This window comes from Pseudarthrobacter cremeus (assembly GCF_051857465.1).
Lineage (GTDB): Bacteria > Actinomycetota > Actinomycetes > Actinomycetales > Micrococcaceae > Arthrobacter.
This window is the reverse complement of record NZ_JBPZHC010000006.1, coordinates 252,946-265,503: the sequence shown is the minus strand read 5'-3', so window position 1 is coordinate 265,503 and position 12,558 is coordinate 252,946. Positions and strand designations below refer to the sequence as shown.

12 protein-coding genes are annotated in these 12,558 nt (G+C 64.5%); 6 read left to right on the top strand and 6 right to left on the bottom strand.

Annotated features, from left to right (window positions below; all coding sequences use genetic code 11):
• Positions 1 to 94 precede the first annotated feature (94 nt).
• On the top strand, positions 95 to 1,453 hold the full coding sequence (locus tag ACS5PJ_RS13400) for an aspartate kinase (RefSeq protein ID WP_439435365.1): 1,359 nt from the start codon (positions 95 to 97) through the stop codon (positions 1,451 to 1,453).
• A gap of 84 nt (positions 1,454 to 1,537) precedes the next feature.
• Here the strand turns inward: ACS5PJ_RS13400 and ACS5PJ_RS13395 are convergent, their stop codons facing one another.
• Both ACS5PJ_RS13395 and ACS5PJ_RS13390 read right to left on the bottom strand, forming a co-directional pair.
• Complete coding sequence (locus ACS5PJ_RS13395; RefSeq protein WP_439435364.1) at positions 1,538 to 1,753, bottom strand: hypothetical protein; 216 nt, start codon at positions 1,751 to 1,753, stop codon at positions 1,538 to 1,540.
• A 140-nt stretch (positions 1,754 to 1,893) separates the two neighbouring features.
• Positions 1,894 to 2,136: a hypothetical protein gene (locus tag ACS5PJ_RS13390; RefSeq protein ID WP_439435363.1), complete on the bottom strand. Its 243-nt coding sequence runs from the start codon at positions 2,134 to 2,136 to the stop codon at positions 1,894 to 1,896.
• 81 nt (positions 2,137 to 2,217) lie between these two features.
• Here ACS5PJ_RS13390 and ACS5PJ_RS13385 point away from each other — a divergent pair, with 81 nt between their 5' ends.
• From ACS5PJ_RS13385 to ACS5PJ_RS13370, 4 genes are read left to right on the top strand one after another with little or no spacing between them, the layout of a single operon-like run.
• Positions 2,218 to 2,703: a MarR family winged helix-turn-helix transcriptional regulator gene (locus tag ACS5PJ_RS13385; RefSeq protein ID WP_439435362.1), complete on the top strand. Its 486-nt coding sequence runs from the start codon at positions 2,218 to 2,220 to the stop codon at positions 2,701 to 2,703.
• A gap of 44 nt (positions 2,704 to 2,747) precedes the next feature.
• Entirely contained in the window at positions 2,748 to 3,329 is a 582-nt protein-coding gene (locus tag ACS5PJ_RS13380) for a serine protease inhibitor (protein WP_439435361.1), read from the top strand.
• The gene (locus ACS5PJ_RS13375; protein ID WP_439435360.1) at positions 3,307 to 4,239 is read left to right on the top strand and encodes a 3-methyladenine DNA glycosylase; all 933 of its coding nucleotides are present in this window, start codon (positions 3,307 to 3,309) and stop codon (positions 4,237 to 4,239) included. The genes ACS5PJ_RS13380 and ACS5PJ_RS13375 overlap by 23 nt, the downstream gene beginning before the upstream one ends.
• Positions 4,240 to 4,253: 14 nt before the next feature.
• Positions 4,254 to 4,631: a YegP family protein gene (locus ACS5PJ_RS13370; protein WP_439435359.1), complete on the top strand. Its 378-nt coding sequence runs from the start codon at positions 4,254 to 4,256 to the stop codon at positions 4,629 to 4,631.
• 59 nt (positions 4,632 to 4,690) lie between these two features.
• Here ACS5PJ_RS13370 and ACS5PJ_RS13365 read toward each other — a convergent pair whose 3' ends face one another.
• The 4 genes from ACS5PJ_RS13365 to ACS5PJ_RS13350 all read right to left on the bottom strand — a co-directional run bounded on the left by ACS5PJ_RS13365 (position 4,691) and on the right by ACS5PJ_RS13350 (position 12,047).
• On the bottom strand, positions 4,691 to 7,726 hold the full coding sequence (locus ACS5PJ_RS13365) for a S8 family serine peptidase (RefSeq protein ID WP_439435427.1): 3,036 nt from the start codon (positions 7,724 to 7,726) through the stop codon (positions 4,691 to 4,693).
• Between the two features lie 292 nt (positions 7,727 to 8,018).
• On the bottom strand, positions 8,019 to 8,417 hold the full coding sequence (locus ACS5PJ_RS13360; protein WP_500690905.1) for a substrate-binding domain-containing protein: 399 nt from the start codon (positions 8,415 to 8,417) through the stop codon (positions 8,019 to 8,021).
• A 246-nt stretch (positions 8,418 to 8,663) separates the two neighbouring features.
• The gene (locus ACS5PJ_RS13355) at positions 8,664 to 11,585 is read right to left on the bottom strand and encodes an exo-alpha-sialidase (protein ID WP_439435426.1); all 2,922 of its coding nucleotides are present in this window, start codon (positions 11,583 to 11,585) and stop codon (positions 8,664 to 8,666) included.
• Between the two features lie 264 nt (positions 11,586 to 11,849).
• Positions 11,850 to 12,047 carry a hypothetical protein gene (locus tag ACS5PJ_RS13350; protein ID WP_354147962.1) on the bottom strand — a complete coding sequence of 66 codons (198 nt, stop codon included), beginning with the start codon at positions 12,045 to 12,047 and terminating at the stop codon, positions 11,850 to 11,852.
• A gap of 259 nt (positions 12,048 to 12,306) precedes the next feature.
• On the opposite strand from ACS5PJ_RS13350, the gene purS reads away from it, so the two are divergent.
• Entirely contained in the window at positions 12,307 to 12,558 is a 252-nt protein-coding gene (purS, locus tag ACS5PJ_RS13345; RefSeq protein ID WP_066287204.1) for a phosphoribosylformylglycinamidine synthase subunit PurS, read from the top strand.

Sequence of the window (12,558 nt, the reverse complement as noted above, 5' to 3'; positions counted from 1 at the left end):
TGCGGCGATAAACTGGACTGAAAGTCACGCCGTCGCGCCCTCAAGGGCTGTGCCTGACGTCCAGAACTCCGATTGATCCAGTGAAGGTACGCGCATGAGTACGCCCACTACCGAAGTGCACACAGCAACCCAGCCTCAGGAGCTGCCCCAGGGTGCTGCCGTGACCAAACAGCTGATCGTGCAGAAGTTCGGCGGGTCCTCCGTTTCGGACGCCGAGGGCATCAAACGCGTCGCAAGGCGCGTCGTGGATGCACAGCGGGCCGGCAATGAAGTTGTGGTGGTGGTCTCCGCCATGGGTGACACCACGGACGAGCTGCTGGATCTCGCCGCCCAGGTGACCGATTCCGCACCCGCCCGGGAAATGGACATGCTCCTGTCCGCCGGCGAACGCATCTCGATGGCCCTGCTGGCCATGGCCATCAACAAGTACGGCGCCTCAGCCCAGTCGTTCACGGGGTCCCAGGCCGGCATGATCACCGACGGCATCCACGGCAAGGCGCGGATCATCGACGTCGACCCCCACCGGATCCGCACCTCGCTGGACAAGGGCCACATCGCCATCGTCGCCGGGTTCCAGGGCATGAGCCGGACCACCCACGAAATCACCACCCTGGGCCGCGGCGGCTCGGACACCACCGCCGTCGCGCTTGCGGCAGCGCTCGACGCGGACGTCTGCGAGATCTACACCGACGTGGACGGCATCTACACCGCGGACCCCCGCGTGGTGCCGTCCGCGCAGAAGATTGACACCATCTCCAGCGAGGAAATGCTGGAACTCGCCGCTTCGGGCGCAAAGATCCTGCACCTGCGCTGTGTCGAATACGCGCGCCGGTTCGGCGTTCCGCTGCACGTCCGGTCCTCATTCAGCCAGAACGAAGGCACCTGGGTCATCCCCAGCGCCGACGACAAGATCACCACTCAAGAGGGAGTTGCCTTGGAGCAGCCAATCATCTCCGGCGTTGCACACGACCGTTCCGAAGCCAAAGTCACCGTGGTGGGCGTTCCGGACATCCCCGGCAAGGCCGCCGCCATATTCCAGGTCATTGCCGATGCACACTCCAACATCGACATGATCGTGCAGAACGTCTCCACGCACGGCACCGGCCGGACGGACATTTCCTTCACCCTGCCGATCGTCGAAGGCGCGGACGCACTGGCCGCCCTGAAGGCGGCGCAGGAGGAGATCGGCTTCGAGAACATCGAATACAACGAACAGATCGGCAAGCTGTCCCTGATCGGTGCCGGCATGCGTTCGCACCCGGGCGTTTCGGCAACCTTCTTCAAGGCCCTGTCCAACGCCGGCATCAATATCAACATGATCTCGACCTCGGAAATCCGCATCTCCGTGGTGACGCACGCCGACCTGCTGGACGACGCCGTGCGCGCCATTCACAAGGCGTTTGACCTGGACAGCGAGAACGAGGCAACGGTTTACGGCGGCACGGGCCGCTAAACGCAGATCAGACGCAACGCGGGGTCATTTCCTGCCCGATAACCTTCGTTTATCAGGCAGGAAATGACCCCGCGTTGCTCTGCTTCAGGACTGCTTCCCGAGCTCTTCGCGGCGGACTGCGTAGTGGTGGCCCTCTGAGTCCGATTCCACAACGAAGTGGGCAAGTTCTTCCTCAGAGGCCTGCTCGAAATCGTCGTGCTTGTGCACCACCGGAGCATCTGTATCGAGGCGTGTTGCCGGCCCGAAGACGAAACGCAGCCTCTCAGTGAGGTTCATGAAACCGCTGAGTGCATGTGCCATATTTCCACCCCCTTCCCGCATTACGGGCGAAAAGAGCCGCCGGCCCTAACTGGAGCCAGTGCCCCTATTTTACGCCCGGGGGCACAAAATGGCCCCGCGGGGTTTGCGGGACCAAACGCGTGTGATGCCGGGCGCGAAGCTCAGCGAAGGGACTGGTCGTCCCGGTTCTTCGGAACAACGTAGGTGCTGCCATCAGGGCGTTGCAGGGTTTCCCACTGCTGGCTTTCGACCTCGCGCTGGGCTAGGAGGCGCTTGTTCTCCTCGGTCATGTCATGGACCAGCGAACTCCGGTTGGCGGGACCAAAAATTGCCCTCAGCCTTCCGGTGGCGCGCATGAACCGCTGAGACGCGTTGTCGCGCCCGCCCGTGCTGTCCTTAGCCATTGGAGCGACCCTTCGATAGAACGAATTCCTTCGTCCAGTGTACGCTAACAATTAGTGCACTAAGTATTTGGAGGATCGCAAATGACTGCCATACCCGGCGCTGCCCTGCAGCAGGACAATGACCTCCTGCTGGAACAGCAGCTGTGCTTTGCCCTGACAGTGGCCTCGAGAAGTGTGGTGGGCGCGTACAAGCCGGTACTGGAAAAACTCGGGCTGACCCACCCGCAATATCTGGTGATGCTGTGTCTCTGGGAATCCGCGCCCCGCACCCTGCGCAGTATCAGTGAAGCCCTGGCGCAGGCGCCTGCCACCCTCTCGCCGTTGCTTCGTCGGCTCGAAGAAGCAGGATTCCTCACCCGCCAGCGGGTGGACGGAAACGAACGCGCCCTTGCCGTGGGCCTGACACCGGCCGGAGCAGCGCTGCGCCAGCAGGCCCTCGCCGTCCCGGGCACCATGATGGAGCGTCTGGGACTGACCCGTGAAGAGGTCAGCGAGCTGCACAGATCCATGATGGGGCTCATTGCCGCTACCGCTGGAGGCGACCCGGACCCGGTGGACGAATCCTGAGGATCCTGCCCGGGGCGTAAAATGGCAGCAACCTAGGAGGGTTAATGCGCTTGCGAACGGTACGGCCGCGGACACTTCGGCCGTTGCTCGCGGCACTGGCCGTTGCCGGGCTCGCCGCGTGCACGCCCACCCCCGGCGGCACCGCCCCGAGCACCGCAGGCGCAGCCAGCTCGTCCGTCAGTCCCACTGCGAGCGTCTCCGACGCCCCCGGTCCGGACACGGAAACCTCCGTCCCGGCGCCGTCGCCGTCCGCACCCCCCGCCCCCACGGCGGGACCCGGGGCGGGAAATGCGGAACTCTCCATCACGGTCAGGCCCTCCCCCACCGAGACTGCGCTGAACTACACCCTGGTCTGCCGCGAAGGCCTTCCCGCTGCGGAAAGCAAGCACCCCAGGCCGGAGGCCGCGTGCGCCGCCCTGAAGAACAACGCCGCCCTCCTCAGTCCGGACACCAGGGGCACCGCCCGGGCGTGCACCGAGCAGTACGGCGGACCGCAACAGGCAACCGTCACGGGGATTGTGGACGAGACGCCCGTGGATGCCACGTTTGCCCGGACCAACGGCTGCGAAATTGGCGCCTGGGACGCCGCCCGGGACGTACTGGGTGCCAGCGGTGGAGCAGCTTAGCCTGCTGGCGGCCGGGGCCTGGAGTGAGCGCGAAGACGCGCATGCCCGGCGCGTCCGCCGTTACGCCGATCCCTACCTTGCCCGGCGCTCGGCCGGCAGGAAGCATCCCGTAGAGGACTTCCTGTTCACTTACTACACCCAAAAACCGGGCCAGCTGTTGCGCTGGCACCCGGGTGCCGGCGTCGTGCTTTCAGGTGAGCCTGCCGTTGCCCGCACCGGCTGGAAGCACTACAGAAGGCTCGACGACGGCGAACTCGCCTTGGTCGGTCTGCGGCCGGGCAGCGTCGCAGTCACTTTTGACCGCGGGAAATTCCTGGCCGACCGGCACGAGGCCGTGACCTTTGCCGGCATCATTCTCCGCGGCACCGCGGCACGGCCGGCCCAGTTCGGTTGCTTCGGACTGCATGAATGGGCCATGGTCTACCGCCAGGACAAGTTCGACCTGCGTCACGAGTACTTGAAGCTGAGGCTCGGCTCCGCCGGAACGGACCAGGTGGTGGAGGACAACCGGATACGGTGTTCGCACTTCGATGCCTTCCGTTTCTACACTCCGGACGCCGTCCCGCGCAACGAGTTGGCGCCCACCCGCGAGAACCAGCGGCACCTGGAACAACCGGGGTGCCTGCACGCGAACATGGACCTTTACAAATGGGCCTACAAGCTCCTCCCGGCGTTGCCCAGCGAACTGGTGATGGACTGTTTTGAGCTGTCGTGGCGGATCAGGGCCATGGACATGCAGGCATCCCCCTACGATCTTGAAGAATGGGGCTATCCTGCCATCAGGATTGAGACTCCGGACGGCAAAGCCGCCTACGTGGAGCACCAGCGTTCCTTCGCGGCCGAGGCTGCGGCGCTTCGCAGCCGCCTGGCACACGCCTTGGCGCCGCTTGGAACCTTGGACATGCAGTGATCCGAAGGGACGACATGGAAAGCCCGGAACTGACAAACCCCATAGACCTGACCATCAGGCTCAGGGAGGAACCGGACGCCGGTGAATACCGGTTCCGGCTGGTCGCAGACGCCGGCCAGGTCATGGACGGATCCACCCTGCCGGATCCGGAGGCCGCGCTGGCTGCGCTGGAGCGGTATGGGCAGGACATCTTTTTCCCACTGCCGGGGCCACCGAAACTTTGCACCCAGCAGTACGGCGGACCGCAGGTCGCGCTGGTCACCGGGACCTTCCATGGCCGGAAGGTCAACGCGAAGTTCCAAAGGACGGACGGGTGCGAGATTGCCCGTTGGAAGGCCCTGGCCCCGCTTCTTGGCGGGACTGGCGGGGCAACCGCCAACTCCTGGACGTAAGGCGTCCCGGCCAGCTCAGCTGACCGGGACGCCTCTTTTCAGGTGCTGGGCATTCCCCCCTATGAGGTAGGGACGGCCTCGACCGACGCCATCGCAGGGGCACCTGCCGGGGATCCCGCCGTCGCCGGACCAACGTTCACGTTGACCCAGGTGCTGATGCCGTTCGCACCCAGGCTGAGCCGGGAGGCGTAGGAGCCGTCCGTCAGTCCCGTCCAGTTGAGCGTGGCCGCGGTGGCCGTGCCGTTGGGCGCCAGGATGGGATTCGGATTGACCGTCAGGTTCCCGGCGTCGCCGTTGAAGGAGACAGCCTGGACTGCGGCGTTGGCCGGCCCGTCATCCGGCGAGGCATACAGATTCGCCACGATGTAGTAGGTCCCTGCCCTGGGCGACTCAAGGTCCAGGAACTCGCTGGCTGCCGCGGTGGCCACCTGGGTTTGCACCAGGCCGCCGGTGCCGTTGGGCGCGTAGACCAGCATGTCCCAGTCGACGTCGTTCGTCTCGGCCTGAATGCCGAGACGGGCGAACGTGGCACCCTCCGGAACAGTCACCCGGAGCAAGGCGTTGTGTTCATCGTTGGTGGCCCGGAGGGCGCCGGGCGTCTTCGTAATGGCGGTCCGGCTTACCGGTGCCAAGCCTTCTACGGCCACACCGATCGGCTGGTCAGAGCCCGACACCAGGTCCATGGTTCCACTGCCCGTCCCGGTGACCGAGCTGAAGGAGAAGGACGGAGCGATCTGCGCATCAACAGGCCGGACCGCGATGGGTGAGCTGACAGTACGCGGGCCCTTCCATGTCAGCGTGCCGGTGGTGAACTTGCCCACGGGTGCGCTGACGTTCCGGATGGTCAGCGACACTTCACGCGTCTGGCCTGCCTTGGAGAAGTTCAGCACCTTGGGCTCCACCTGGACGCTGACGCCCGGCATGGTGACTTCGGGACGATACAGTCCGGGCACCAGGGCGGTGAGTTGGCGCTTGACCGTTACTTCGCCCACCAGGCTTCCGAGTGCGATGGACGGAAGGTTCAGGTCGCGTGCTGCAATGGTGCCTGCCTCCGGTGCTCCCGTATCCAGCCCCTGCCCGTTGAGGAATGCCAGCCAGTCCTTGACGCCGGAGTCGTAGACCAGGCCCGGATCGAGCACGCGCAGGGAATCGATGTGGCCGGCGCCGCCCGCGAACGGATCCATGTTGGGGGTTCCGTCCGCATTGAGCAGCGGGTAGGCCGTGGTCATCATCGCGGACTTGACAGTCGCGGGGCTCCACGTCGGCTGCTTGCTGAGCACCAGGGCACCAAAGCCGGCAATGTGTGGAGCTGCCATGGACGTGCCGGACATGAAGCCGAACTGGTCGCCGTCGTTTCCGATAGTGGATACGCCGGCCAGGACATTGACGCCGGGGGCCGATATGTCCGGCTTCAGCAGGTCACCGCCGGAAGCCAGGCTGGGGCCCCTGGAGGAGAATCCTGCCACCTGCGGGGCCGGAGACTGCGGGTCCCCGGTGAGGTCGCCCTTGACGATGCTGACCGTAAGCGCGGTGTTGGCGGCCAGCTTGGACTTGAGTTCAAGGCTCTTGGGTGCATTGACGTGGACCGTGGGCAGGACATGGTTGTCTGCGTCCTCGGAGCTGTTGCTGAGGTTCACCAGGATCATGCCTACGCCGCCCTTGTCCAGGACCTCCTGGCTCTTGGCTGTACGGTCCACGACCCCGCGGTCACAGACCACAACCTTGCCGGCCACCTTGGCTGGATCCAGGGTGCCTGGGCCGCACAGGTTGGCGTTGGTGATGCCGGCTGCTGCTGCGGCAGCGGCGACGACCACCGGCTTGTCAGCTACTTCGGTCTTCATGATGGAGGCGCCGCGGTAAAGCGTGCCGTCCGAGACTTTGACGGTTCCCAGCAGGTCGCTCGGGAACGTGGACGCAGCAACAGTGGTCAGCCAGGGGGAAGCATGGTTGACCGTAGAGACAGCCGGACCGGAGTTTCCTGCGGAGGCGGACACGAACACGCCGGCCGCGGCCGCGTTGAGGAATGCCAGGGCCACGGGATCCGTGGTGCTGTCCGTGTTGCCGGAGATCGAATAGTTCAGTACGTCGACACCGTCCTGGATGGCCGCGTCGATTGCCTCGATGGAGGCGGAGGAATAGCAGCCGCCGGTAGCTGGGTTGTCGTCTTCCCAGCAGATCTTGTAGACGGCCACTTTGGCCGCGGGTGCAACGCCGGAACTCTTGCCGAAGCTCACGCCGTCGAGCACCTGCTCGATGTTGGCGTTGCCGGCGGCTGTGGTGGCTGTGTGGGTTCCGTGGCTTCCCACGTCCACAGGCGAAATCAGTTCCTCTGGAGCACGGTGTTCAGGAGCCACATACTGCAGGAAGGAATCAGCGAAGTAGCGGGCGCCCACAACCTTGGAATTGCACAGGGTTCCGTCGTATGCCGCACCGGTACCTGTGCCTTTCTGGCATTCGCCTTCGAAGGTGGTGCCGTCAGCTTTGAGCATGGCGATGTTGCCTTCGCCATTGCGGTAGGGAACGCCCACCTGGGCCTTTCCGCTGAGCGGCTGCACTGGCTCACCCTGCAGGAACGGGTTGTCCGGCGCGTACCCTGAATCGATCACACCCACTACAACGCCCTTACCGGCGTTCTGCTCCCCGCCGAACCGGGTTGCCCACGCGCCCTGCGCTCCGGTGAGCTTAAGGAAATCGTTGGTGGTGTAGTCGGGAGTATTTTCGACGTCGGGAGCTACCGTCAGTACACGGTGGTCCTTGGCCAGTTCGGTTGCCTGGTTGGCGGTCAGCTCGGCGGTGAAACCGTTAAGGGCAGCCGTGAACTGCTTCGACGGCGTCACCCCCTGCTCCGCGGCGACCTCGCGCTGGACCTTGCGAAGATGGGCGTCGTATGCCTGGTAATTGGGGCTGCCCGCATCGAGTTTCCGGCCGTTCTGTGGCTTTGTAGCACCCAGGCCCGCAATTTCCCCTTCGTAGGCCGCAGCAGCCTTGGCCGCAAGGACCACGATGTACCTGCCGTCCTTGAACGCTGTGGCTGCGGGGTTCTTGGAGGATATTGCTGTGTCCTGACCGGCGGGCGCCGCGGTAGCGGGGCTCATCGCCAGCGAGGTGAGAAGCAAAGGAAGGCCCACGGCCAACGCCGTCGCCTTCCTCAGTCCCCCGCCCCGATTGGGGCTCTTTTCAGTTGATTTCACGAGCGACTGCACCTTTCACGAGGGAAACGGGCCGGCCACGTTGCCGGTCTGAAGCAGCTGGAACGGCATAGCCGTATTACAGATCTTGTAATGCGGTGAGACCAGCGTATTCACACAGTACAGACTGATAGCTCAATATGACATAGGACACAGAACGAGTTTTCTGAAGCGTCATGCCTGCTGTCGCCGGGGGCGCTCAGCCGGCGACAGAGAGCCCCGCCGGGGCGGAAGTTGAACCGCGGACAATGAGGCGGGTGGGCAGCACCAGCGGCTGCCGTGACTGTGAGTGCGCGCCGTGGGCAAAGGCCAGCAGATTGGAGACGGCGGTGGAGCCCAGGGCATAAAGGGGTGCTTCCACGGTGGTCAGGGCAGGAGTGACCAAACCCGTTCCGTAGCTGTTGTCAAAGCCCACCACACTGACATTCGCGGGGACTTTGATGCCGTGCTTTTGGACGGCCCGAATGAATCCGATGGCCATCTGATCGTTATAGGCGATCACGGCTGAGGTTTGCGTCAGGGCGGTGTTCATCCAGGGCAAGTCGTCGGCGGTGGCCGCCGTGGGAACGGTGAACCCGAGGGCAAGCGCCGCGACCATGCCCACCCGGAGGGTCCGGTGGACCCTCTTCCCATGTGCGTTTTTCCATGCCTCATATCTCCTTTGATTGGACACCGGCGGGGCACAGGCTGTGAATTCCCTCCGTGTTCCCATTGAGTCGGCCGGGCCGATCGGGGGTCAAGGAGTTGCCATCAGTTGCCTCGGACAGCAGAAGACCCCCACCGTACGGACGCTGAAGTGTCCAAGGGTGGGGGTCTTCCTTTTTGCTCAGGTCAAGGAATGCCCTTAGCCCTTGGGCGTGACCTGCAGGCGGTCGAAGGACACCTGTGCTCCGTCCTTGTCCAGGACCACCACGTCGTCACGGCCGTTCTGCACATCGGAGGGCAGGATGAACTCAACCGTTTCGACGGTAGTGGGGAAGATCCACCCGACCCTGTAGCCCGTTTTGTTCAGGTACACGTAGTACCACTGACCATAATCCAGGCCCTTCAGCGTTACTTTCTGGCCGTTGCGGTACTTATCCAGCGTGCCCATGTCAAAGGGCGGCAGTTGCCCTTCGAGGTCCTGAATGGCGAGGACGGGGACGGTCTCGGGTTGCGCCGGCTGGAGGTTGAGGAGCATCGGCCCGCCAGTCACTGTTGCTGTGACCGATTTGGCGCCGTTGAAAGCGGTGACTTCAAATGAGCCGGCCTCGAGCCTGCCTGCCGCGATGTCCGCTGCGGTCATGACATGCTCACTTGTTGCCGTTACCGTGCCGCCCACCGCCAGGGCTTCCTGGCTGATGGAAGCGTCGGGGGCACTCAGGCCGGTCAGTGCGACATTGCCGGCGTTGCCCACTGTGTACGTGTATGTGACGGTGTCGCCCACGCTGGCGAAGCGGTCGCCGTCGACGTCCTTCCATTCGGTGGCGATCGTGCCCTCGATACGTGCCTCTCGGACCTTCAGATCCACTTCACCGCCTTCAATTTCGTACGTCCGGGTGCTCTGGCCGGTGGCGCTGACCTCCCAGGTGGTCTTTGGAACGAAGAAGCCCTGTGCGGCTTCCTCCGCAGTCACGGTATGGCGCGGCGTGGCACATGCGTAGCCCTGCCCGGCCGGCAGGGCACTGTAGCGGCAGTTCCCAGGACCCTCAGGAACAAACGGGCTGAAGTTGCCTGCGGTGGGGACCACCTTTTCGAGCAGCGGCCCGGTGTTCGTGACGTTGAAGGTGTACGGGACAAGCTCTCCGGCAGCGTACGGCCGGGTGGCAAGATCGCGCCCGGTGTCGGCACGCACGCCGCTGATGTCAGCAGCCAGCAGCCCGTCCCGCAATGCCACCGCAGCACCCGTGAACGGCACGGTTTTGGTGAGCGAGGGCGTCGAGCTGGCCGTGATGGCGAAGCTCGCCTGGGGAACGAAGTAGCCGCGCTCAACGTCTTCGGCGGTTACCGTGTGCTTGGCCGAGGCGCACGTGTAGGTTGCCCCGGCGGCCAGGTTGTTGAAACGGCAGTTGGGGGCCGACGGCGGGAGGAAGCCTGAATCGAACGTGCCGGCGACAGGGACGGAATTGGCCGTGACGTTGGCCGTGCTCTTGACCGTGAAGGTGTATGACAGGACGTCGCCTGCCTGGTAGGGGCTGGCCATGACATCGCGGGCGGCGGCTGCTCCGGTGATGGCGAGGCCCACCTGCGGGGCCGCCGGGACGGTGGCGGTGAACGTGAACTGCGAAACCCGGCCATCCGCCGTCGTGAAGGCCGCGTTGAGGTTTTGCGGTCCGCTGGCGTTCGACGGCGCCGTAAGGGCAACGCTGACGATGGCCGAGGCGCCGGCCGCGATGTCGGGAACAGGCACCGTGGTCGCTGTCCAGCCGGTGGGCGTGTAGACCGTGGCGGTGGCGCCGGAGAGGGTGGTGGCCTCTTGGTTGGTGACGGTGACGGCCACCTGCTGCGTGGCGCCCGGCGCGGTGGTGACGGAAGGGACGGTCAGCGGGGCGCAGGCGTAGTTCAGCCACGCGTCGTCGAACTTCGCGAACTGGATGTTGTCCGTGTAGTTGCCTTCATACAGGACGCCGAACTTGCCGTCTTCGAGCCGGGACACGGTGGAGTAGGCGGAGAACCCGGGGCGGATGGTGCGCACGCCCGGCCAGGTGGCGCCGTCGTCGCACGAGACGCGGGCGGAGACGTTCTCGCGGCCGGTCTTGGAGTTGGAGTTGGTGAAGATGAGCTTCCTGGCATCGGCTGAACCTTGTGCTGCGGCCGGGAACATCCGCGCGATGGAACCGTTGTTGGCCGGGTCCGGCAGTTCAGTGTCCTGGGCGACGGGTCCATAGGTGGCGCCCCCGTCGGTGGAGACGGCCACCTTTCGGTAACCCTGGTTGGCGTTGTCGCGGGAGTTCAACAGAACGCGGCCATCGGAAAGTTCAACAGTCTTGTTCTCGTCCATGCGGTCACCCACGTTGGAGCCCTTGTGCCAGGTCACGCCGTGATCGTCCGAGTAAACGCTGTAGGCCTGGATCCTGTTGGTGCCGTCAGCCTGGCGGACGTCGCCGGCGTACTGCTGGATGAGGCGGCCTTTGTACTGTCCGTACTTGAGCTGGATGCCCTCGCCGGACGATGCGAAGTTGGAGCGGACGTCGCCGGCCGCGGGGTTGGTCTTGCTGGTGCCCGGTTTCGTGATGTTGGTGAAAAGCCGCGGCTGGCTCCACGTGACACCCCCGTCTGCGGATTCAATGACAGCAGAGGAGATCACACTTCGGTCCGCGTCGTCGTTGCCGAACTGGCTTCCGCCGAAGCCCTGGTCCTTTGAATACACGAACAATGCGAACACTTTGCCGGCCTCGGCGTCGTGGATGTAGGAGGGGTCGCTGTAGCCGTACTTCGGACCGCTGGCATCGGCAATATGCCCAGCGGCGATGACCTGAACGGGGCCCCAGCTCTGACCGCCATCGGTACTGCGGCGCTGCACGATGGAGTTGGGGTTGGGGGCATCTGCTGAACTGCCGGGCCGGCCGTCCCATGACGCGAGCACCACATTGTTGCCAAGAGACGCAAGGGCCGGGATCCGGTAGAAGAAGTTGGCGGCCGTGCGGTCCGCCCCGATGTTGTCCTCGGTGAAGCTGCCAGGGGCTGACGCAGGGTTGTTCGGCGGAATCGGTGCTGCCTGCGCGGCAACGCCGGACCCCGTCAGGAGCGTCAACGCTACCAGCGCGGCCCCGGCTCTGAGGGCCACGCGGGGTTGCCCGCTTCGTGGAGTGAAAATTCGCAAATCCATATCCTTTCAAGGCGCCGCGGAGGCGGCGGACCGGGAGAATCAGCCGCATGGCATGCGTCGTGTCATACCACCTGCCACATACGACGTCCTACGACCATAGTGTGCAACGGATCACCTGGCTAGTGCTTCTGTGAGGGGGCCACAGAAGAGTGCCTCAAAAGGCACAAAAAAGGGGCACCCCCGTTGAGGGAGTGCCCCTAGTGAGCCTGTGTACGGGTGGGTCTACTCGCGCGGAGCCTCGCGTGGCGTGCGGACGACGTCGCTGATCCACTGGCGGGTCTTTTCGTCCACGGGACCGGCCACGCGGTTTTCCCGCGCCGCCTTGTCCGCAAGGATTTTCTGGAAGACCATCCTGCCCAGCCCGGCGAATACCGCCGCGGCGACGAACGGCAACAGCACGGATTTCGATTTCTCAGCCATTCCGCCATCCTAGTGACGCTGCACCCGCAGTGCCATAGCCGCCGTCGTTCTCCACTCGTTGAGGAGGGTCCCCAAAGTGATGACGGTGACGGAGCCCACCGAAATACGGGGTCAAGCGCTTAGGCCGGTAGAATGGGCTAGCAAGCTCGCGGAGCGCCCGTCCACACTGTTGCAAAAAGCAATCTTCACCTCTGGAACGGCGTAAGACGGCGTGACTCCGCTGCGCCCTTACCCAATGCTCACGCACAGGAGTTGCCGGATGCCCCGGATCGTTGTTGACGTCATGCCCAAGCCCGAGATTCTGGACCCGCAGGGGAAGGCCATCGTGGGTGCACTCCCCCGCCTGGGCTTCACCGGCTTTAGCTCTGTCCGCCAGGGCAAGCGTTTTGAACTCACTGTCGACGGCGAGGTGACCGACGCAATCCTGGCCCAGGCCCGCGAGGCAGCCGAAACCCTGCTGTCCAACCCGGTGATCGAGGACGTCGTCAACGTCGAGGTCGTCGAGGCCTGA